Annotated in this window: 19 protein-coding genes; 4 read left to right on the top strand and 15 right to left on the bottom strand. The window is 38.6% G+C overall.

Features of this window, described 5'->3' with window-relative positions; all coding sequences use genetic code 11:
- Positions 1–42: 42 nt before the first annotated feature.
- Positions 43–594: a GNAT family N-acetyltransferase gene (locus tag C0430_RS00355; protein ID WP_290864222.1), complete on the bottom strand. Its 552-nt coding sequence runs from the start codon at positions 592–594 to the stop codon at positions 43–45.
- 3 nt (positions 595–597) lie between these two features.
- Entirely contained in the window at positions 598–1,449 is an 852-nt protein-coding gene (locus tag C0430_RS00360) for an aldose 1-epimerase family protein (RefSeq protein WP_290864224.1), read from the bottom strand.
- A 172-nt stretch (positions 1,450–1,621) separates the two neighbouring features.
- On the opposite strand from C0430_RS00360, the gene C0430_RS00365 reads away from it, so the two are divergent.
- Positions 1,622–3,889: a M1 family metallopeptidase gene (locus C0430_RS00365; RefSeq protein ID WP_290864226.1), complete on the top strand. Its 2,268-nt coding sequence runs from the start codon at positions 1,622–1,624 to the stop codon at positions 3,887–3,889.
- An 81-nt stretch (positions 3,890–3,970) separates the two neighbouring features.
- Here the strand turns inward: C0430_RS00365 and C0430_RS00370 are convergent, their stop codons facing one another.
- The 4 genes from C0430_RS00370 to C0430_RS00385 form a co-directional block, all read right to left on the bottom strand.
- Positions 3,971–5,011 (bottom strand): agmatine/peptidylarginine deiminase, encoded by a 1,041-nt coding sequence (locus C0430_RS00370; protein ID WP_290864228.1) that lies wholly within the window; start codon positions 5,009–5,011, stop codon positions 3,971–3,973.
- Positions 5,012–5,013: 2 nt separating this feature from the next.
- Entirely contained in the window at positions 5,014–5,901 is an 888-nt protein-coding gene (locus C0430_RS00375; protein WP_290864230.1) for a carbon-nitrogen hydrolase, read from the bottom strand.
- A gap of 71 nt (positions 5,902–5,972) precedes the next feature.
- Entirely contained in the window at positions 5,973–6,845 is an 873-nt protein-coding gene (locus C0430_RS00380; protein WP_290864232.1) for a DUF808 domain-containing protein, read from the bottom strand.
- Between the two features lie 259 nt (positions 6,846–7,104).
- Positions 7,105–7,557: a VOC family protein gene (locus tag C0430_RS00385; protein ID WP_290864234.1), complete on the bottom strand. Its 453-nt coding sequence runs from the start codon at positions 7,555–7,557 to the stop codon at positions 7,105–7,107.
- A gap of 363 nt (positions 7,558–7,920) precedes the next feature.
- On the opposite strand from C0430_RS00385, the gene C0430_RS00390 reads away from it, so the two are divergent.
- On the top strand, positions 7,921–8,373 hold the full coding sequence (locus tag C0430_RS00390) for an Hsp20 family protein (protein ID WP_290864236.1): 453 nt from the start codon (positions 7,921–7,923) through the stop codon (positions 8,371–8,373).
- A 515-nt stretch (positions 8,374–8,888) separates the two neighbouring features.
- Here C0430_RS00390 and clpB read toward each other — a convergent pair.
- Complete coding sequence (gene clpB / locus C0430_RS00395; RefSeq protein ID WP_290864238.1) at positions 8,889–11,495, bottom strand: ATP-dependent chaperone ClpB; 2,607 nt, start codon at positions 11,493–11,495, stop codon at positions 8,889–8,891.
- 357 nt (positions 11,496–11,852) lie between these two features.
- On the opposite strand from clpB, the gene ytxJ reads away from it, so the two are divergent.
- Positions 11,853–12,239 carry a bacillithiol system redox-active protein YtxJ gene (ytxJ, locus tag C0430_RS00400; protein WP_290864240.1) on the top strand — a complete coding sequence of 129 codons (387 nt, stop codon included), beginning with the start codon at positions 11,853–11,855 and terminating at the stop codon, positions 12,237–12,239.
- Between the two features lie 68 nt (positions 12,240–12,307).
- Positions 12,308–12,982, top strand: a complete 675-nt coding sequence (locus tag C0430_RS00405) for a hypothetical protein (protein WP_290864242.1) — start codon at positions 12,308–12,310, stop codon at positions 12,980–12,982.
- A 63-nt stretch (positions 12,983–13,045) separates the two neighbouring features.
- Here C0430_RS00405 and argH read toward each other — a convergent pair whose 3' ends face one another.
- From argH to C0430_RS00445, 8 genes are all read right to left on the bottom strand, one after another.
- Positions 13,046–14,326: an argininosuccinate lyase gene (gene argH / locus C0430_RS00410; protein WP_290864244.1), complete on the bottom strand. Its 1,281-nt coding sequence runs from the start codon at positions 14,324–14,326 to the stop codon at positions 13,046–13,048.
- A gap of 76 nt (positions 14,327–14,402) precedes the next feature.
- Positions 14,403–15,473 (bottom strand): M20 family metallo-hydrolase, encoded by a 1,071-nt coding sequence (locus C0430_RS00415; protein ID WP_290864246.1) that lies wholly within the window; start codon positions 15,471–15,473, stop codon positions 14,403–14,405.
- A 149-nt stretch (positions 15,474–15,622) separates the two neighbouring features.
- Positions 15,623–16,408, bottom strand: coding sequence for an acetylglutamate kinase (gene argB / locus C0430_RS00420; protein WP_290864248.1), 786 nt, complete (start codon positions 16,406–16,408; stop codon positions 15,623–15,625).
- A 47-nt stretch (positions 16,409–16,455) separates the two neighbouring features.
- Complete coding sequence (locus C0430_RS00425) at positions 16,456–17,406, bottom strand: N-acetylornithine carbamoyltransferase (RefSeq protein ID WP_290864251.1); 951 nt, start codon at positions 17,404–17,406, stop codon at positions 16,456–16,458.
- Between the two features lie 69 nt (positions 17,407–17,475).
- On the bottom strand, positions 17,476–18,237 hold the full coding sequence (gene proB / locus C0430_RS00430; RefSeq protein WP_290864252.1) for a glutamate 5-kinase: 762 nt from the start codon (positions 18,235–18,237) through the stop codon (positions 17,476–17,478).
- Positions 18,238–18,328: 91 nt separating this feature from the next.
- The gene (locus C0430_RS00435) at positions 18,329–19,525 is read right to left on the bottom strand and encodes a glutamate-5-semialdehyde dehydrogenase (protein WP_290864253.1); all 1,197 of its coding nucleotides are present in this window, start codon (positions 19,523–19,525) and stop codon (positions 18,329–18,331) included.
- Positions 19,526–19,858: 333 nt separating this feature from the next.
- Positions 19,859–20,998 (bottom strand): aminotransferase class III-fold pyridoxal phosphate-dependent enzyme, encoded by a 1,140-nt coding sequence (locus tag C0430_RS00440; RefSeq protein WP_290864255.1) that lies wholly within the window; start codon positions 20,996–20,998, stop codon positions 19,859–19,861.
- 58 nt (positions 20,999–21,056) lie between these two features.
- Complete coding sequence (locus C0430_RS00445) at positions 21,057–21,533, bottom strand: hypothetical protein (protein WP_290864257.1); 477 nt, start codon at positions 21,531–21,533, stop codon at positions 21,057–21,059.
- Positions 21,534–21,547 lie beyond the last annotated feature (14 nt).

Consider the following 21,547-nt stretch of genomic DNA (forward strand, 5'->3'; position numbering starts at 1 on the left):
AGCGACAAATATAAATAATAGATTTTAAGGAATACAGTGAAATTAATGTTTATTCAAAATGGAATAAATAACACTGTCCAAAAATCGTCCTTCATAATATTCATTTTCTTTGAAATGGGCTTCCTTGACAAAACCGCATTTTTGCAAGACTTTTTCAGAGGCTAAATTTTCAGGATCAATCACGGCTTCAATCGAATGTAGTTTCATAATTTCAAAACCATATTTAACGGTTTCTTTTATCGCTTCGACAATGATGCCTTTTCCGTGAAATTCAGGAAGAAGCATATAGCCAATTTCTGCCCTGAAATGTTCTGGTTTAATCCGATAATGACCTATGAGTCCTATTAGTTTTGAGTCGTTTTTTAAAGTAATCGCCCAATTTATGCCTTCATTGTTGTCAATTTTTTCATCCATCATGGTAATATGTGCCATGGCATCTTCTTCGGTTTTTACCAATGGTCTGGGGATGTATTGCATCGTTTCCTCATTGGATCGAAGCGCAAAAATCTCGTTTACATCTTCTTTCGCAACGCGACGTAAATACAACCGCTCGGTTTCAAGATTGGGAAATGGGGTAAAATTAATGGCTAACATATTTTATAAAATTTCAATGCTAAAATTACATTCCAATGATTTTTTTGGTTCCAAGAGTTGGATGCCTTCTTTTTCCAAAATATTTCCTGTAGAATGAACGGTGTCCGAATAACCAAGCCAAGGTTCAATGCACAAGAATGGAGCGTTGCTTTTTGTCCAAATTCCCAGGTTTGGAAAATTATCAAATCGAACACGAAGCAATGGGTTTTGATTTTCTAAAATCGTGATGCTTTTAGATTGTAATTTCTTAAAAATCAAGGCGTCTTTTTCAAACAATGAATAATGGAGCGGAACTTGATTGTCAGTCATTTCAATCGTTGAAAAATTATCTGAAAGTAAATCATTTTCAAGCGTGTAACTCGTCAAAATTTCGGCGTTTTCAAATGCCAATGTGTAATCTTCAAATGGTTTTGGCAATGCAAAAGCAGGATGCGCCCCAATGGAAAAAGGCATGATTGCATCATTTTTATTAATGATTTTGTAATCTATGTTTAATTTGTTTTGGTCCAATGAATAACTAATTTGCAATTCAAAATCAAAAGGATACACTTTACGGGATTCGTCGGAGGAAGTTAATGAGAATGTAGCGCTGATTTCCGATTTTTCGATTAATTCAAATTCCATGTCTCTGGCAAAACCATGTCTTGACAAGTGGTATTCGGATTCTTTATAATGAAATGAATTGTTTTTTAGCGTTCCCACAATGGGAAACAATACAGGAGAATGTTTTCCCCAAAATGCCGGGTTTCCTTCCCAAATGTATTCTTTGTTCTCCTGGTTTTTTAAAGAAAACAATTCGGCTCCAAAGTGATTTATTTGAGCCGTTAGATTTGAATTTGAAATTGTCGTAGTCAAAATAATTGCTAATTACGGTTTATAATTTATTCGATGTAAATGTATTTCATAAATTTAATTCTGTAAAAAATAATGCGACTAATTGTAATATTATTAAAACTTTCTCAAATTTCAGAGTTTATTTTCAGCGTCAAGATTATTTTTCATTAATTTGTTGCACAAAATTTATTAAATGAAAAGTATCCGTCTCCTAGTCATCTTTCAATTGACTTTATTATCAGGAAGTTCTCTTCTTTGGTCACAACAAATTTCTGTTTCTGCCACAACAAAACCAATTTCAAAGTACGATTACTACGATGCTTTTGCGCCTTTTTTTTATTCGAAAGATGGAACAAGCACGCGTTCTGCAAGCGGTCAACCCGGATTTGCTTATTGGCAAAATAGGGCTGATTATAAATTGTCTGCAACATTAAATGAGGCAAACAACGAAATTGTTGGAACAAGTATTATAAAGTATACCAACAATAGCCCGGACACGATGACTTTCTTGTGGATGTATTTAGACCAAAATTTATTCAAACAAGATTCTCGTGGCAACGCCATTATTCCTGTAGAAGGCAGTAGAAATGGTGCTCAAGGCCAAATTTTCGATGGAGGTCACAAGATAAAATCGGTAAAAATTGTCACCACAAGTAAAGGAATTGCAACAGAAAAAGAGGTTAAATATCTAATTACAGATACCAGAATGCAGATTTTTCTTCCTCAAGAATTGAAATCCAAAGGAGGAAGTGTCACCATTAAAATTGATTTTTCTTTTATATCTCCAAACGAAGGCTCTGATCGAATGGGAATTTTGGAAACCAAGTACGGCAAAATTTTCACTGTTGCGCAATGGTACCCTAGAATGTGCGTGTATGATGACTTGAGAGGTTGGAACACGAATCCATATCTTGGAGCTTCGGAATTTTATTTGGAATATGGTGATTTTGATGTGAGCATTTCGGCTCCGTCCAATCATTTTGTGGTTTGTTCAGGGGAATTGATAAACCCATCTGAAGTCTATTCGACCGAACAGCAAAAGCGTTTTTCCCAAGCTTCGCAAAGTGATAAAACAATCCTGATTCGTTCTGCAGATGAAGTTTTGGCTGCGGCCAATGTTATGGCAAAATCAAATAAAACCTGGCGTTTTAAAATGAAAAATTCTCGTGATGTTTCATGGGCATCTTCTGCTGCATTCGTAATTGATGCCGCTAGAATTAACTTGCCAAGCGGGAAAAAATCGATGGCCATTTCTGCATATCCAACTGAAAGTGGCGGGAATGAAGCTTGGGGACGTTCCACGGAATACACCAAAACATCCATCGAAAACTATTCGAAAAGATGGTTTGAATATCCTTATCCAGCAGCAACTAACGTAGCAGGAATTGTCGGCGGAATGGAATATCCCGGTATCGTTTTTTGCGATTGGAAATCAAAAGGAATAGATTTGTGGGGAGTTACGGATCATGAGTTTGGCCACATTTGGTTCCCCATGATTGTGGGTTCAAACGAGCGTTTATTTGCTTGGATGGATGAAGGATTCAATACTTTTATCAATTCGATAAGTTCAGCCGATTTTAATAAAGGCGAGTATAAAGAGAAAGTTGCCGATTTGCATAAAGATGCCGAAAAATACACGACTATAAATCTGGAATCCATGATGAGTTCTCCAGATAATATGAAGGAAGCCAATATTGGGACTTTGGGTTATTCAAAACCAGGCGCAGGATTGGTGATGTTGCGGGAGCACATTTTAGGAGCCGAACGATTCGATTTAGCTTTTCGAACTTATGTGGAACGCTGGGCATTCAAACATCCAGCACCAGATGATTTTTTTAGAACCATCGAAAATGTTTCAGGCGAAGATTTAAGTTGGTTTTGGAGAGGTTGGTTTGTCCACAATTGGCGTTTGGATCAAGGTGTTACTTCCATAAAATATGTAGATAATAATCCTAAATCCGGGGTTTACATTACCATTGAAAATTTCGAAAAAATGGCAATGCCGGTAGTGTTGGACATAAAAACAAAAAGCGGAAATGTTACTCGTGTAAAATTGCCTGTTGAAATTTGGCAAAGAAACGTTGATTGGACTTTCAAACACCATTCTACAGAAGAAATAGAAAGTGTCACTATCGATCCAGATCACGTGTTTCCTGACAGTAATGAAAGTAATAACAGTTGGAATTCAGCTACGGGGATTATTGAAAAAGATGTAAATCTGGATGGTTATTTGGGAACTTTTTCTAATCAATATAGTCCCTTAAAAATTGTTCTCACGAAGAAAAGGGGAAAAATCAATGTTGAAATGGGTGATTATCCAAATTTTACCATAGAATTTGTTGGCGATAATACTTTAAAACCCAAAGAAGTTGATTTTAAATTTAAATTTAATGAAAGCAAAGAGGCATTCGATTTGATTATGCCCGATGGCCAAAAAATCCCGTTCACAAGAGATAAATAATTAATGCCATAATAAAAAAAAACACCAGCAGGGATAATTGTTGGTGTTTTTTTATGTCAAGATCTAATGTTTTGGAATTTCTTATTCTGGAATTTGTTGACTCAAACAATGCAAAGTTCCAAATCCCCAAATCAAATCTATTGCATTGATTCCGATGATTTCTCTTTCTGGGAAACAATCGGCCAAGATATTCAAGGCAATCCTGTCGTTCGAATCATTGAATGTGGGAACCAATACACAGTTGTTCAAAATCAGGAAATTGGCATAACTGGCCGGCAATCGCAAACCATCAAAATCGATGCGTTTCGGCATAGGTAATTCGACTATTTTGGGAGATTTTCCGTTTTCCAGTTTGGCGTTTTTCAAGCGTTTCAAATTGTCTTGCAAAGTTTTGTAATTACCGTCTTTTGGATCCGATTCCACAATGGTAACAATGGTATCTTCGTTCACGAATCGACACAAATCATCGATATGGCCGTGAGTATCGTCGCCTTCAACTCCGTCGCCCAACCAAATCACGTTGGTAATTCCCAAGTATTCCTTGAAAACCGCTTCATAATCGGCTTTGGTAAAACCGGCATTTCGAACTTGGATGCTTGGGTGCATCAAACATTCTTCGGAAGTCAATAAAGTTCCTTTTCCGTTGACGTCAATTGCTCCGCCTTCCACGATTACGGGTTTTCCTTTGTAAACCACTTGGGTAACGGGCAGTTTCAAAAATTCGCCCACTTTGGCAGGAACGTGTTTGTCCAGATTGATGTTTTTATATTTCGCCCAACCATTGAAATTGAAATTCAAGGCTTCTCTTTTTGTTCCGTTTTGAACAATAATCGGTCCCGAATCGCGCATCCAGCTTCTATTGGTTTTATGAATGATGAAAGAAACATTGCTCATTTGAACAGTTGCAGTTTCCAGCATTTCAGATACTTTAGCTTTTAATTTTTCGTCGGCAACGACCAAAAAAACTTCTTCAAAAGTGGCCACTTTCTTGATGAATTCCACAAAAGCCCATTGAATGGCTTCGTATTTCCCAGGCCAATCGTTGCCGTTATGCGGAAAACACAATAAAATGCCTGATTGCTTTTCCCATTCGGCGGGGAATCTTCTATTGGATGTGCTCATAATTAATCAATCGCCCGTTTAGTAATATCTCCAAAAGCATCGATTCTTCTGTCCCTGAAAAATGGCCAGTTTTGGCGCACATTTTCTTGTAAATCCAAATCAACTTCGGCAATCAATATTTCTTCTTTGTCGTGTGAGGCTTGCGCCAAAATCTCTCCTTGTGGACCAGCTATAAAAGATGAACCCCAAAACTGTATTCCGGCTGTATCAGGTAAATATTGTTCTAACCCAATTCTATTTGCGGCGGCCACATAAATGCCATTTGCCACGGCATGACCTTTCATCACGTTCATCCAGGCACCGTGTTGGTTTTCGCCATATTGCTCTTTTTCCAATGGATGCCAACCAATGGCTGTTGGGTAAAACAACACCTCGGCACCTTTTAAAGCAGTTATTCGAGCCGCTTCAGGATACCATTGGTCCCAACAAATTAGCGTTCCAATGTTTCCTTTTTTAGTTGGATTATTTTTAAAACCTAAATCACCCGGAGTGAAATAGAATTTTTCGTAAAAAGCTGGATCGTCTGGAATGTGCATTTTACGGTACAATCCCGCTTCCGAACCGTCGGTGTCGATGATGTAGGCGCTGTTGTGGTAAATTCCGGCCATTCTTTTTTCGAAGAAAGGAACGATAATCACGACGCCCAATTCTTTTGCCAAAGCACTGAAAGCAATAAACGAAGTGCTGTACAAAGGTTCAGCCAAGGCAAAATTATCGACATCTTCGCTTTGACAAAAATAGTGGCTGCTGTACAATTCGGGCAACGAAATCACTTCGGCACCTTGACTGGCGGCATCACGAACCCAAGACAAACATTTTTTCAGGTTGTTTTCGGCAACATCATTTAGATTCAATTGGATAACCGCTATTTTGTATTTTTTCTTAGGCATAAGGCAAAATTTTTAGAGTGCAAAAATAGGTAAATTTTAAGGAGTAGTAAATACTGTCCCTACTATTGTTTTTAATGTTTTTTTCCAAATATTTTTTTGAACAAATTTACAATTGCCAAAACAATCAATCCGATAATTAGGCCAAAAGTAAATTCTTTTACAATCGAAGGCCATTGTGGAAATACATGATGCAGAAAGTCAATATTGTGCACAAAGATGCCACCTGCTACCAAAATCAGGGCGATTGTACCTATAACGGATAAACTTTTGATGACTTTGGGCAAGGCTTTCACGAGTACATTTCCTATCGTTTTTGACAAACTACGTTCTCGCGTACTCAATGCAATCAGTTTGAAACCCATTTCGTCCATTCGTACAATTAGCGCCACAATGCCATAAACACCGATGGTTGCCAATATTGCAATTATCGAAACTACGCCAATTTGGGACGTGATAGGCTTTCCGATGACAGTTCCAAGTGCAATGATTACGATTTCTACAGATAGAATAAAATCGGTCACGATGGCTGATTTTATTTTGTCTTTTTCAAGAGCCAAAATTTCGGTTTCCGTGAAATCTTGTACCAAGATTTCGGTTGTGGCATCCTTGTGGGGAAAGAAGTATTCGTATATTTTTTCGGCACCTTCATAAGCCAAATAAAGTCCGCCAAGAACCAAGATGATAATAATTGCCAAAGGCAAAAAAGCACTCAGCAGAAAGGCAATGGGAAGAATGATTAATTTATTGATGAAGGAACCTTTGGCGATGGCCCACAAAACGGGAATTTCCCTGGAAGAAATAAATCCAGAGGCTTTCTCGGCATTGACGGCCAAATCGTCGCCCAAAATACCCGCCGTTTTTTTGGCTGCCACTTTACTCATTACGGCAACATCATCCATGATTGCTGCGATATCATCCAATAGTGCGAAAAAACCTGATGCCATAAAATTAATTTAGAAACGGCCTTGTTTTTGGTATTGATTTACAAAATTTAATCGGCGCGTTTTAATTGTTTATTACTGCGAAAGTACTGTTTTTTTGATTGAAAATAGTATAAAATTTAATGACTTCGACTGTCTATAATTTTGCACTATTGATGGCCAAGTCTTCTTGGATTTTAAAATTTCACTTTAGGATGCATTAACAGCAAATTGCAGCAAAAGAAAATAATTTACTTTAATAATCTAATTAGTTGATGTATGGCTATTTATCGGTAAAGTTTTTAAAATCACTATATTTTGGGTCAAAATCCACCATCCATTCAATGCCGTATTTGTCCCGAAACATCCCAAAATAAGAACCCCAAGGGCTGTCGCTAATAGGGAATTCAATGGTTCCACCTGCCGAAAGTCCGTGAAATAATTGGTCGGCTTCTTCACGGCTTGCTGCGCTGATGGCTATTTTGGACCTGTTTTCGTTTTCATTTACCCGTCCTAAAAAATCCGGGACATCATTTCCCATTAAAATGTTGCCGCCAATGGGAAGGGCAATGTGCATTATTTTTTCTGCATCATTTTCAGCTGCTGGAAATTCGGGACTTACTAAATCTTTGAAACGGACAATCTTGGCAAACTCTCCGCCAAATACCGATTTGTAAAAAGTAAACGCTTCTTCGGCATTGCCGTTGAAGTTGATGTGAGGATTAATGAGTGCCATAGTTTTTGTTTTTTAGTTTGTTTTTTCTGTATAAAGATAAAAAAAAGCTGCAAAATATTTTCTTGCAGCTTTTTTATCAAATTCAAAGTAGAAGCAGTTTTGTTAATTGTGTCCTTTACAATTGGCAATTAAAATATTTTGTTATTGTTTGCTCTCGTTTGTGGGATTGTAAATCTCCGCTATCGGGTTGTGTAAAATCGTCAGTTTAGGATAATAGTAAATCTGATATTTTGACATTTTTTTTCTAAAATTTTCTTAAAAAATAATGACATTTTTTCAGCATTGAAATACTATTTCCAATGGTACAAAATTTGTTGTTTGAGTAAAAGAATAAATTATTATTAACTTTAAAATTTTGTTATTATGAACCTTGTAAAACGTAATTCGGCACTTAACAATGCATTGCCAATGTTGTTGGACAACTTTTTTAATCGCGATGCATTTAGAGAAGGTAATTTGAATTTTTATGACGCCAGCACCTCTATTCCAGCAGTAAACATCAAAGAGAATGCTGATGGTTATGCTCTTGAAATGGTGGCTCCCGGAATGGCAAAAACAGATTTCAAAATAGAGCTGGAAAATGATGTCCTAACCATTAGTGCAGAAAAAAGTAATCAAACTACAGAGAGCGACGAAGGTGTTTATTCAAGAAAAGAATTTTCATACCAATCACTCAAACGAAGTTTTACCTTCCCTCAAGATATCGTAGATACGGAACGAATAGAAGCCAAATACGAAGATGGAATTTTGTACATCAAGATTCCAAAAAAAGAAGAAGTACTGCGCAACAGAATCAAACAGATTGAAATTTCCTGATTCTAAAATAAATTTTTAAGCTAAGCTGTCCCTTCAACGGGACGGCTTTTTTCACCTTCAATTGTTAGTGATGTTTTGTAAACTGCGTCCTTTCCAATTGGCAATTAAAATATGATATTATAGTTTGCTCTCGCTTGTGGGCACGGATTGTAAATCCGCGCTATCGGTGATTTATCAATTTTTTCTCAATTCCAGACTGCATTTATGAAAGTGTATTTGGAAATAATTATAGGAGTGATTGTAGGTGTAATAATTTTGTTGATTCAAAAAGAATATTTTTAGAAAGATAAACGTTCTCTCTAGCCCCGATGGGAGCCAATATCCTTTTGGGCTGGCGTTCAGCCCAAAAGATATGACGTACAGCGGGAGGGAAGTTGTTATGAAAACTCATCGTTCTGCTCCAAAAAAAACACCAATCTTTCGACTGGTGTTTATATTAGTATTTTTTTGTCTGTTCGAGCGCAGTCGAGAACTATAGGCATCTCGACTGCGCTCGATGTGACAAAATGGAGTAATCAATGAACCAACTCACTCTGATTCCTGAAAACCAATTCGCCGTCAAAGGAATCCAGTAAAATAATGCTGTCGGTTGTGATTTTTCCGGCGAGGATTTCTTTCGACAATTTGTTCAAGACGTCTCTTTGTATCACTCGTTTTACGGGTCTGGCACCAAATTGCGGGTCATAGCCTTTCTCGGTTAAATAGGCAATGGCTTCGGGTGTGGCGTCCATCGTGATGCCTTGTTGGGCAAGCATTTTGGTCACCGATTTGAGTTGCAAGCCCACGATTTGTGCAATGTTGGCATTGGTCAAAGGTGTAAACATCACGATTTCGTCAATACGATTGATGAATTCGGGGCGAACAGTTTGTTTCAACAAGCCCAGCACTTCCACTTTGGCGGCTTCGGTGGCGGCTTCGACACTTCCCCTCAAATTCTCGAATTTCTCTTGAATAATCTGGCTTCCCATATTGGAAGTCATAATGATAATCGTGTTTTTGAAATCGGCCAAGCGTCCTTTGTTGTCCGTCAAACGGCCTTCGTCCAAGACCTGCAACAAGATGTTGAAGGTGTCGGGATGCGCTTTTTCAATCTCGTCCAACAAAATCACGGAATAGGGTTTGCGGCGCACGGCTTCGGTCAATTGCCCGCCCTCGTCATAACCCACATAGCCCGGAGGCGCACCCACCAAACGGCTCACGCTGTGGCGTTCCTGGTATTCGCTCATATCAATTCGGGTCATCGCGTTTTCGTCGTCGAACAAGTATTCGGCCAAGGCTTTGGCCAATTCGGTTTTTCCGACTCCCGTGGTTCCCAAGAACAGGAAGGTTCCCACCGGTTTTTTCATATCCTGCAAGCCCGCACGACTTCGGCGCACGGCATCGCTCACGGCTTCGATGGCTTCTTCCTGACCCACAACCCTGCGGTGCAATTCGTCTTCAAGTTTCAAGAGTTTTTCCCTTTCGCCTTGCAGCATTTTTGTTACCGGAATTCCGGTCCATTTGGCCACGACTTCGGCAATGTCTTCACGGGTTACTTCTTCCTTGATTAGGGAAGTTCCACCTTTTTGATCTTCGGCCAATTGTTTTTGGAAGGCGTCCAAGCGTTCTTGGGCTTCCTTGATTTTTCCGTAACGAATTTCGGCCACTTTTCCGTAATCGCCTTCTCGCTCGGCGCGTTCGGCTTCGTATTTGAAGTCTTCGATTTCGGTTTTTACAGCTTGAATGTTATCAACCACATCTTTTTCTGATTTCCATTTGGTAAAGATTTCGTTTCGGTCGTCTTTCAGGTTGGCCAAATCCATTCCCAAAGCTTTGAGTTTGCTTTCGTCTTTCTCGCGTTTGATGGCGGCAATCTCGATTTCCAATTGCATTATTTTTCGATCCAAAACGTCCAATTCTTCGGGTTTCGAATTGATTTCCATACGGATTTTCGAAGCCGCTTCGTCCATCAAGTCGATGGCTTTATCGGGCAAAAATCGGTTGGTGATATAACGTTGCGATAATTCGACGGCGGCAATGATGGCATCGTCTTTTATCTGCACTTTGTGATGTGTTTCGTATTTTTCCTTTATACCTCGAAGGATGGAAATCGCGCTTTCGGTATCGGGTTCCTCGATCATCACTTTTTGGAAACGACGTTCGAGGGCTTTGTCTTTTTCGAAATATTTTTGGTATTCGTCCAAAGTCGTTGCGCCAATGGCACGCAGTTCACCACGAGCCAAAGCCGGTTTCAGGATATTGGCGGCATCCATTGCACCTTCGCCACCACCTGCGCCCACCAAAGTGTGGATTTCGTCAATAAACAGGACGATGTCTCCCTCGGCCGAAGTCACTTCTTTTACCACCGATTTCAAACGTTCCTCGAATTCTCCTTTGTATTTGGCACCTGCAATCAGGGCGCCCATATCCAAGGAATAAACGATTTTGTCTTTCAGGTTTTCGGGCACGTCGCCGTCCACGATTCGGTGTGCGAGACCTTCGGCAATGGCGGTTTTACCCACGCCGGGTTCACCCACGAGCATCGGGTTGTTTTTGGTTCGACGAGTCAAGATTTGCAACACGCGTCGAATTTCCTCGTCACGCCCAATTACGGGATCGAGTTTTCCGGTACGAGCCAGTTCGTTGAGGTTTTTGGCGTATTTGTTCAAGGAATTATAAGTTTCCTCAGCCGAAGCGGAGGTCACTCTTTCGCCTTTGCGTAATTCTTCTATGGCGGCTTTCAGTCCTTTTCCGGTTACACCTTGATCTTTCAGGATTTGGGCTGCCTTGCTTTTTGAATCAAAAATAGCCAAGATTAAATGTTCGATGGAAACGAATTCGTCGTTCATTTTTTTGGCAATGATTTCGGCTTCGTTCAATGTTGCATTGGCGGTTCTGGAGAGCATAATTTCGCCTCCGGAAACTTTCGGAAAGCTCTGGATGGTGCTGTCTAATATTTGTTGGAACAACGGAACATTTACATTTAGTTTTTTCAAAATGAAAGGCGCCACGTTTTCATCGACTTCAAAAATAGCCTTGAAAATGTGTTCGTTTTCAATTTGTTGTTGTCCAAAACTTTGAGCCAATTGCTGTGATTGCTGAATGGCTTCCTGCGATTTGATTGTAAATTTATTGATGTTCATTTTACTTTTTGTTTAAAGTTGAATGTTCGTTTTTAATTGGTGTAATCAGTATATATGCTTTTTTTTACCGCAGATTCGCAGATTTTAATAAAATTTTGATAATGTTTAAATCGCTTTCAGCGGTATTAGCGCAAATTAATTTCTCTATAAACCATAAAATTTAGTTCTCAAAAAATAAATCTGCGAATCTGCGGTTGTTTTAAATTCATACGTTTGACTTATTTATGTGCTTGTGTAAGTTTAAAGATATTGTATCTTTGGCAAAAATCGTCAAATCTTGTTCCATCCCTAAAGTTACGACATTTTGACTGGAAATAAGGGGTTTATGGAAGACAAAATGACTTAAAAAACGACAAAATGAGTGTTTTTTCAAATCTTTTCGGAAGTTTGGACAATGAAAAATTAAACAGCAAAGTGAATTGGATTCCATTACAGCATTTGGGGCAATTGGATGAATTGGCTGCCTTTTCGGACAACAAACCAGCCGTGATATTCAAACACAGCACGCGTTGCAGCGTGAGCCGATTTGCCTTGAAGCAATTCGAAAACGAATTTGATTTAGACGATAAAGTAGATGCTTATTTCTTGGATTTATTGGAACACAGAGACATTTCTAATGAAATTGCTTCTCGTTTTGGAGTGTATCATCAATCGCCACAATTGTTGTTAATCAAGGGAGGGAAATCGGTTTACGATGTTTCCCATAGTGATATTGATGCAGGAGAGTTGAAAGAGAAGTTGTAATTTAATCTTTGTCAAAGTTTCCAATTTTGGCGTAAATATATCCCCCAATCTATTAAAAATCAAAACAAATGAAATTAGGAAAATGGTTAATAGCCGGAATAGTTGGTGCTCAATTATTAAGTTCTTGTGAAGTAATTCGCATTAGTGAAATCTCAAATTACAAGGATTCACAATTTGTTTTTGGCTCCAATAAAACAGCTTTATTGGTTGATGATGATGATGTTTTGATAAGTGAATTTACCAAGACATTTGCTAAAAAGTACAAGCAAAAGCACGATTTTGTCATAGAATATGATAGTTTGTGTGCTGCTACATTGAAACAGGAAAATATTTTTGGTGAAATAAAACACGACAAATCATTTGAATTTGTTTCCAATGATCCTTTGACGTTCAATCCGGAGCAACAAAAAAAAGTGGATTCATTGTTTACAAATACAACTGCCGATTACCTGATAAGAATTTCTGGTCATGAAATCACGAACAGCATACAAGGAAGTCCTGTTATGGCTATGCCTATGGCTGGCGGAGGTATGGGGATGTCCGGCGGTCAAAGTGAAAGTTGCATCATAAATTCCCATTTTCAGATTTATGACATAAAGACTCGAAAAAAAGTATTGGATTTTGTGTCGAAAGGAAGTGGAGGCGTACTTTTTTTTGCATTTGAAGAAGCCTTTATCAAAGCCATGAATAATTCCGTGAAAAATTCAGCGGTATATCTCAGAACCGGAAAATTAAAATTTTAAATAAAAAAATCCATAAATGTACTTTATGGATTTTTTTGTAAATGTGATTTGTGGGCTTTCGAATTAATAAGAACGCTTCATCTTTTCTTTAATCTCCTCCAGGCAAAGGTTGTTGATGCTTCCTTCGTGGGTGTGTTTGGTTTCTTTTGGTGATTGGTAAGTTCCCGCTTCCAATTGTTCGGCAACGGCTTTGTAAGCGTCTCTGAAAGGCATTCCAGCTACCACCATTTCGTTTAAAGTATCAACTGTAAACAGGTAATCGTATTTTTTATCGTTTAAAATACCTTCTTTAACTTTAATATCTTTGATAGAGAAAATAGCAATGTCCAAACAAGCTTTCAGGTTTTGAATCGCAGGAAACAAACCTTCTTTCAACAATTGAAAATCCCTGTGGTAACCACTTGGTAAATTATTGGTGATTAAAGTGATTTCATACGGCAAGGCTTGAATTTTGTTGCATTTTCCACGAATCAACTCGAAAACATCCGGGTTTTTTTTGTGAGGCATAATGCTGGAACCTGTCGTCAAATGGGCTGGTAAAGTGATGAAATCAAAATTTTGGCTCATATACAAACAAACATCCATAGAGAATTTTGCCAAGGTCGCGGCCACGCTACTCATCGCGAAAGCTACTGTTTTTTCGGATTTTCCACGGCTCATTTGTGCGGCCACCGAATTGTATTTCAAAGTTTCGAATCCCAATTCCTGGGTCGTGAAAGTTCTGTTGATAGGGAAGGAGCTTCCGTAACCCGCAGCGGAACCCAAAGGATTTTGATCGACCACTTTTAAAGCGGCATTCAACATCGTGATGTCGTCAATCAAGGTTTCAGCATAAGCGGAAAACCACATTCCGAAAGAAGAAGGCATCGCAATTTGCAAATGTGTGTAACCTGGCAACAATACGTTTTGGTATTTCTCGGCCGATTCCATCAACAAATTGAACAAGGTTTTTACTTGCGATTTGAATTCGGAAACCACGTCTTTGAGGTACAAATTCACGTCAACCAAAACTTGGTCGTTGCGAGAACGTGCCGTGTGGATTTTCTTTCCGGCATCGCCCAATTTGATGGTCAAGAGGTATTCGATTTTTGAATGCACGTCTTCAAAACTTTCGTCAATTTCGAATGCGCCTTTCTCAATTTCGATGATGATGTCTTCCAAAGACAAAACCAAGGAATCGGTTTCTTCTTCCGTCAAGAGTCCGATTTGACATAACATTTTGGCGTGGGCAATAGAACCCAATGCATCGTATTTGGCCAAAACCAAGTCTAATTCGCGGTCATTTCCAACGGTGAAATGTTCTATTTGTTTATCGGTTGGTATTCCTTTTTCCCAAAGTTTCATAGTCAATTTTAGATTTTAGATTTTAGATTTTAGATTCAAATAATTTGAAATCCAATAACACTAAAATATATTGTAATTATTGTTTTAAGAAATCGCCCAGTATTTTGATGTACAATTGAATTCCTTCTTCTATTTCGTTTACATATATAAATTCGTCGGCCGAGTGGGAACGTAAACTTTCTCCTGGTCCGAGTTTCAAGGATTTGCAATACAAAACCGATTGGTCGGAAAGGGTAGGCGAGCCGTAAGTGTTTCTACCCAAGGCGATTCCGGCTTGTACCAATCCGTGCGAAACGGGGATTGACGAAGCATTCAGGTGCATCGAGCGTGGATTTACTTCGGCATTCACGTTGGCTTTTACGGTTTCCAGAATTTCGGTATTGTTGTAGCAATCGTTCACCCGAATATCGACCACCAAATGGCATTCGGCGGGAACAACATTGTGTTGTTTTCCAGCGTTCACTTGGGTTACGGTCATTTTTACTGGTCCCAAAACTTCGGATATTTTCTCGAATTGATAGGTTTTGAACCAGTCAATCACGGGCATTGCATTGTAGATTGGATTGTCGGGATTGTTGTGTGCGGCGTGACTTGCGGTGCCTTTTACGACGATATCCAAGACCAATAATCCTTTTTCGGCTACGGCCAATTGCATCAAGGTAGGTTCGCCAATGATGGCGCAATCCAGATGGGGCAAATGTTTCAAAACGCTGTTTAAACCCAGTTTTCCACTGCTTTCCTCCTCTGCCGAAGCCACAATCACGATGTTGTAAGGCAGGTTTTCAGCAGCATAAAAATGGGTAAATGTGGCAATCAAGGACACCAAACAACCGCCGGCATCGTTGCTGCCCAAACCATACAATTTGCCGTCTTCCACGATGGCTTCAAACGGATTTTTGGTAAAGCCTTGATTCGGTTTAACGGTATCGTGATGCGAATTGAGTAAAAGCGTGGGTTTCGATTCGTCAAAATATTTGTTGTAAGCCCAAATATTGTTGTTTTCCCTTTCGAAAGGGATGTTGTTTTGGTTGAACCAATTTTCGATTAAAAGCGCCGTTTGCTGTTCTTCACTTGAAAAGGAAGGAGTTTCAATCAGTGATTTTAATAGCGCAATGGCTTCTTGTATGAGGGTTTCTATGTTTTTCATTTATTTTGTTTTCAACACAAATTTCACAAATCTGCACGAATTAATTTTTAATTTACCATATAAGGTATTCAAGGTCATTTAAGTAGGAATTAAATGCTTGAGCAAACTTATATGAACTTAAATTTCTTATATGGTTCAAAAATATTTTGCTATAATTGAATTGTCGTACAAACAGAATCTACATTTTGTAACATTCTATGATGACCAATTTTTATTTTTTGGACTCCTTTGGACAAACTATTGAAACAGTTGTCCAATTTTGGAATCATTCCCGAATGAATCGCGCCTTCCTCTTTCAATTGGGCGTAAAGTGCGGAATTGATTTGTTGGATAACCGAATTTTCGTCCTCAACATCGGTTAGCACTCCCGCTTTTTCGAAGCAATAATTTAGGGTTACTTCAAACACTTCCGATGCAGCAATGGCCAATTCGCTGGCGATGGTATCGGCATTGGTGTTCAACAATTGTCCGTTTTTGTCGTGTGTGATGGCACAGAAAACAGGAACAATTCCGCTATTGATCAATGTTTGCAATAAAGGTGTGTTCACTTTTTGGACATCACCCACAAAACCGTAATTAATTGTTGGATGGTTTCTTTTGGTGGATTGAATTAAATTCCCGTCGGCACCCGAAAATCCCATTGCATTGGTGTTGTTGGCCTGCAATTGGACCACGATATTTTTGTTGATTTCACCTGCATAAATCATCACGACTACATCTAGCATTGGTTGGTCGGTAATTCTCCGTCCGTCAATCATTTGGGGAACCAAGCCAATGCTTTGCGCCATTTTTGTCGCTGATTTTCCGCCACCGTGAACGAGAATTTTGTTGCCTTCAATTTTGGAAAAATCGGCCAAGAATTGTGCTAATTCCGTTGGGTTATCAATGATGTTTCCACCAATCTTGATGATGGACAAGGATTGTTTATTTTCCATTTATTTTTATTTTAGATTTAAACACTTTTAAAAAGTTGTCCAATCTTTTATTTTTTACTTTCCAATATTTTTTGCAAAACCAATTGGGCGGAATAAGTTCTGTTGTTGGCTTCATCAATGACAATCGAATTTTCGCTGTCAATCACTTCGTCGGCTACGATCACGTTTCTACGAACGGGCAAACAGTGCATAAATTTGGCGTTGTTGGTCAAGGCCATTTTTTCAGCAGTTACCGTCCAATTTGGGTCTGAATTCGTGATTTTTCCGTATTCGTTGTAGTTGCTCCAGTTTTTGGCGTAGATGAAATCAGCATTTTCAAAGGCCTTGTTTTGGTCGTATTCTATTTTGGAATCTTTGGTAATTTCGGGATTCAGTTCATAACCTTCCGGATGCGTAATCACGAAATCCATATTTTCCTGTTTTTGCATCATTTCCACGAAAGAATTGGGAACCGCTTGAGGCAAAGCTCTTGGATGTGGCGCCCAAGTCAGTACGACTTTGGCTCTGTGTTTGGTTTTGTGTTCCGCCATCGTAATCGCATCGGCCAGGGATTGCATCGGGTGTCCCGTGGCGCTTTCCATATTCACGATAGGTACGGTGGCGTGTTTCAAAAATCCTGAAATCACGGTCTCGGCATTGTCTTTTTCTTTGTCCACCAATCCGGCAAAAGCTCTGATGGCAATGATGTCCGCATATTGCGAAACCACAGCTGCCGCTTCTTTGATGTGTTCCGAAGCACCTTGATCCATAATAGCTCCATCTTCATATTCCAATGTCCAACCCTCGCTGCCAAAGTTCATCACCATCACATTCATTCCTAAATTTATGGCTGCTTTTTGGGTACTCAAACGCGTTCTCAAACTGGAGTTGAAAAACAACATTACCAAGGTTTTGTTCTTGCCTAATTTTTTATTTTTAAGCGGATTTTTTTTGATTTTTAACGCTTGTTTCACCCATTTGTCGAGTGAATCTATGTTTTGTATGGATATAAAGTTCATTGTTTTATTGTTTAATCGGTTATTTGTTTAATTGATTAATTGAAATTAGCAATTAACCAAATCAACATTTTATATGATTTTCGTAAATGATATTTCGTTTTTCAAAGCCTTCAAAATAAAATTGTCTTCTAGGCCGTTGATAATCCAGGTTTCAATGTTGGCTGCTTTGGCAATGGCTGCCGAATCGATTTTGGACTGCATTCCGCCCGTTCCGTGGGAAGATTTGGAATCGCCAATTTCTTTTTCCAAAACGCTTAAATCATTTACCAATTCAATGGTTTTGGGAAATTCGTCTTTTAGGGATGCTTTGGTATAAATTCCGTTGGTGTTGGTGGCAATTATCAGGATATCAACATTCAACAAAACGGCTGTCAATGCGGCCAATTTATCGTTATCGCCAAACTTGATTTCGTCCGTGGCAACGGTGTCATTTTCGTTGATAATCGGAATATAACTGTTTTTAACCAAGACGTTTATCGTGTTTACGATGTTGACTTTGGTTTGTTTTTTTTCAAAATCGGAATAGGAAAGCAAACATTGCGAGGTATGTAAACCCAAATCACTGAAATTCTCGTGATAAATCCGCATCAAATGGGGCTGACCTATCGAAGCCAAGGCTTGTTTTACGAAAACATCCTTGTCGTGATTGTCGAGTTTTACGAATTGTTTGGCGGCCGCAATGGCACCGGAACTGACAATGATAAACTCGTATTCGTCTTTAAGAGCCGCAATCTGCACGCCAATGTCTTCAATCTTTCCTCTCGAAATGTGATTGGTTTCTTTGGTGAGCGTGTTGCTGCCCAACTTTAATAATATTCTTTTTTTTGCCATTTTTATTTTTTTAACCGCAAAGGCGCAAAGTTTTTTTCAATAGGAGTGTTCAAAAAACGCAAAGTTCGCAAAGCTTTAAATCTAAAATCTGCTACCTGATTTGTCCGTCGCCGTAAACATACCATTTATTGGTCACCAAGTGTTGCAAACCAATTGGTCCGCGTTGGTGTAATTTGTCTGTGCTTATCGCCAATTCTCCTCCCAAACCAAATTGACCTCCATCGGTAAATCGGGTAGAAGCGTTTTGATATACTGCTGCGCAATCTACTTGCTCCATAAATTCTTGGGCAACTGTATCATTATTTGTGATTATTGAAGCCGAATGTCCACCACAATATTTGTTGATTTTGGCAACCGCTTCTTCGTTGGAGTCCACAATTCCAACAACAATTTTATAATTTAAAAACTCTTCGTACCAAATTTCTTCGTTTGGAATTACAGGCACCTGTGTCGCATTTGCGAAAGCAGTATCACCCAAAATTTCAACCTTGTATTTTTTCAATTCTTCAACCAATTGTAGGGCAAAAACTTCCCAATTAGGCAGTTTGGTGTCAATTAAAACTTTGTCCAAGGCGTTGCAAACTCCAATGTTGGTTGTTTTTCCGTTGATGATAATGTCAAGGGCTTTTTTCAAATCGGCTTCTTGATTTACATACACAAAATTATTCCCACGACCGCTCACAATCACTGGGCAAGTGGCGTGTTTTTTGGTAAAAGCAATCAATTGTTCGCCACCACGAGGAACTATTAAATCCACTCTTTGCGTTGGGTTTTCCAAGAAAGCCTGGGTTTCGGCACGATTGTAATTCAAATATTCCACCCAGTCTTTAGAAATATTGTTTTCTTCCAAGGCTTGGTGCCAAAGGGATACAATTTTCAAATTGGACAATAAAGATTCTTTTCCGCCTTTGAGCAAGATTTTGTTTCCGGATTTGAAAGCTATTCCACCCGCCTCAACCGTTACGTCAGGACGAGATTCATAAATAATCATTATTGTTCCAAAAGCAGCCGTTTTATTGGTCACTTTCATTCCGTTATCGTGAGTGAAATTGAAACGAATTTGTCCCACGGGATCTTCCTGACTGGCCAATTGCTGCATCGACAAAATCATTCCGTCAATTTTGGCGTCATCTACCAACAAACGTTTTTCCATAGCCAAATCATCTCCAGAATAATTGCTCATATCCTGTTGATTGATACTTTTAAGATTGGCTCTTTCTTGTTCCAAAAGTGTAGCCATTCGGCTTAAAACAGCATTTCTTTTTTCTATGGATAATAATGTGTTCATTTTTCTTTTATTATTATGATGAAAAATATAATTCCTATTATAGTCAATGTAAAACCTAATAAAAAACAAATTGTACTGATAGGATGTCCTAGTTTAGTAGTAAAACCAAAGCCACTCATAAGCCATCCAACAATCATTATCAATAAACTAAGTAATAGTTTTGTATTGTTTTTCATTTAGCGTTCATTATAAAACTTGCTCCGCAATTCCGATAGCTATCGGAAGTGACTTTGAGGATGTATTTGAAGGTTTTTAACCTTCGTTTTGTATGCGGTCAGAGACCGATTCTCACTTCCACAAAGTCAGAGACTTTGCGGAGCGAATTAAAAAATCTTATTGTTTCAATTCTGCCAAAGATTCCTGCAATGCCACGATAAAAGTATCAATAGCAGCCGTTGTAATCGTCAGCGGAGGAAGAATTCTCAACAGGTTTTTATTGTTGGCTCCACCCGTGAAAATGTATTTTTCGATAATCATTTTCTTTCTCAGGGCACTCACGTCAAAATCAAATTCTACGCCCAGCATCAATCCTCTTCCTTTTACTTTGATAATTTCAGGAATCACTTTGATGGCTTCAAAAAAGTATTCTGATACTTTGTTCGTGTTGGCAATCAGATTTTGTTTTTCCATCACGTCCAAAACCGCAATTCCGGCAGCACAGGCCAAATGGCTTCCGCCAAAAGTAGTTCCCAACAAGCCATAACTCGCTTTGAATTTTGGAGAAATCAATACACCTCCAATAGGGAAACCGTTCCCCATTCCTTTGGCAGTAGTGACGATGTCTGGATTGATTCCGTGGTGTTGGTGGGCGAAAAACTTCCCGCTTCTTCCGTAACCGGATTGTACTTCGTCCAAAATTAAAACAACCTCATTGGCTTTACAGGCTTTTTCCAAAGCTTGAAAGAATTCAGTAGTTCCCTGGTCTAAACCGCCAACTCCCTGAATAGGTTCGATGATTACGGCGCAGACATCTCCTTTTTTCAATTCGGTTTCCACCAAATCGATTTGGTTCAACGGCAAGAAAGTCACTTCTTGTTGTGCGTTTAATGGTGCCACAATTTTTTTGTTGTCCGTCACCGCAACGGCAGCCGAAGTTCTTCCGTGGAAAGAGTTGTCAAAAGCAATTACTCTTGATTTATTGGTATGAAAAGAAGCCAGTTTCAAGGCATTTTCATTGGCTTCGGCACCCGAACTGCAAAGGAACAAGCTGAAATCAGTCAAGCCCGAAGCTTTTCCTAATTTCTCGGCCAATTCTACCTGCAATGGATTTTGGATGGCATTCGAGTAAAAACTCAAATTATCCAATTGTTCTTTTACTTTGGCCACATAATCCGGTTGGGTGTGACCGATAGAAATTACTCCGTGACCAGAGTATAAATCTAAATATTCGATTCCTTTATCGTCGTAAATAGTGCAATCTACTGCTTTTACAGGCGTAATAGGATATAATGGGTAAACGTCAAATAAGTTCATTTTTTTATTTTTTTATTTTAAGATTCGAGTGTAAACTGAAATCCCAAACTTGAAACAATTAATTTATTTTATTTTTTAAATTGTCAATTTTATCTTTTGCAGATATTAAATAATCAAGATATACAGTAGCAAACATATCTAGTTCTGAAGCTCTTTCTTTCTGATTTAAAAGAGGAATTGCAAGTACTCTATGTTTTTCTGCAGATTCTAAATCTAAAAAAATAGAATAAATTGATTCTCTTAATGAATCCTTTAAACTTAAAAATTGGTCAATCTGCATTATCATTTTAAAGTTTGAAATTTCAGTGATAGAAATACCATTGAATTGACTTACTTCTCCAGTAATTGGAGACACTATATTGTTTGGAGTTTTCGATGCAAAAGGAGAAATCAATTTATCAATTTTAATAATTTCTATTTTTAATAATTTCAAAGATTTAATTCTTTGAGAGTATTCTTGATATTTTAAAGTTCCAATTGATGATCCAAATCCAAGTATAACACCTACAATTAATAAAACTAAATCTTTTTCCATTTGTTATTTCTTTA

The organism is Flavobacterium sp., assembly GCF_013823965.1.
Lineage (GTDB): Bacteria > Bacteroidota > Bacteroidia > Flavobacteriales > Flavobacteriaceae > Flavobacterium.

What these genes read in the sequence shown, in the direction of transcription:
- C0430_RS00440 (WP_290864255.1), bottom strand. Translation starts at nt 20,998, where the DNA reads ATGAACTTATTTGACGTTTACCCATTATATCCTATTACGCCTGTAAAA.
- C0430_RS00355 (WP_290864222.1), bottom strand. Translation starts at nt 594, where the DNA reads ATGTTAGCCATTAATTTTACCCCATTTCCCAATCTTGAAACCGAGCGG.
- C0430_RS00385 (WP_290864234.1), bottom strand. Translation starts at nt 7,557, where the DNA reads ATGGCACTCATTAATCCTCACATCAACTTCAACGGCAATGCCGAAGAA.
- ytxJ (WP_290864240.1), top strand. Translation starts at nt 11,853, where the DNA reads ATGAGTGTTTTTTCAAATCTTTTCGGAAGTTTGGACAATGAAAAATTA.
- C0430_RS00415 (WP_290864246.1), bottom strand. Translation starts at nt 15,473, where the DNA reads ATGAAAAACATAGAAACCCTCATACAAGAAGCCATTGCGCTATTAAAA.
- C0430_RS00435 (WP_290864253.1), bottom strand. Translation starts at nt 19,525, where the DNA reads ATGAACACATTATTATCCATAGAAAAAAGAAATGCTGTTTTAAGCCGA.
- C0430_RS00445 (WP_290864257.1), bottom strand. Translation starts at nt 21,533, where the DNA reads ATGGAAAAAGATTTAGTTTTATTAATTGTAGGTGTTATACTTGGATTT.
- C0430_RS00370 (WP_290864228.1), bottom strand. Translation starts at nt 5,011, where the DNA reads ATGAGCACATCCAATAGAAGATTCCCCGCCGAATGGGAAAAGCAATCA.
- argB (WP_290864248.1), bottom strand. Translation starts at nt 16,408, where the DNA reads ATGGAAAATAAACAATCCTTGTCCATCATCAAGATTGGTGGAAACATC.
- C0430_RS00365 (WP_290864226.1), top strand. Translation starts at nt 1,622, where the DNA reads ATGAAAAGTATCCGTCTCCTAGTCATCTTTCAATTGACTTTATTATCA.
- argH (WP_290864244.1), bottom strand. Translation starts at nt 14,326, where the DNA reads ATGAAACTTTGGGAAAAAGGAATACCAACCGATAAACAAATAGAACAT.
- C0430_RS00375 (WP_290864230.1), bottom strand. Translation starts at nt 5,901, where the DNA reads ATGCCTAAGAAAAAATACAAAATAGCGGTTATCCAATTGAATCTAAAT.
- C0430_RS00405 (WP_290864242.1), top strand. Translation starts at nt 12,308, where the DNA reads ATGAAATTAGGAAAATGGTTAATAGCCGGAATAGTTGGTGCTCAATTA.
- C0430_RS00390 (WP_290864236.1), top strand. Translation starts at nt 7,921, where the DNA reads ATGAACCTTGTAAAACGTAATTCGGCACTTAACAATGCATTGCCAATG.
- C0430_RS00425 (WP_290864251.1), bottom strand. Translation starts at nt 17,406, where the DNA reads ATGAACTTTATATCCATACAAAACATAGATTCACTCGACAAATGGGTG.
- clpB (WP_290864238.1), bottom strand. Translation starts at nt 11,495, where the DNA reads ATGAACATCAATAAATTTACAATCAAATCGCAGGAAGCCATTCAGCAA.
- C0430_RS00380 (WP_290864232.1), bottom strand. Translation starts at nt 6,845, where the DNA reads ATGGCATCAGGTTTTTTCGCACTATTGGATGATATCGCAGCAATCATG.
- proB (WP_290864252.1), bottom strand. Translation starts at nt 18,237, where the DNA reads ATGGCAAAAAAAAGAATATTATTAAAGTTGGGCAGCAACACGCTCACC.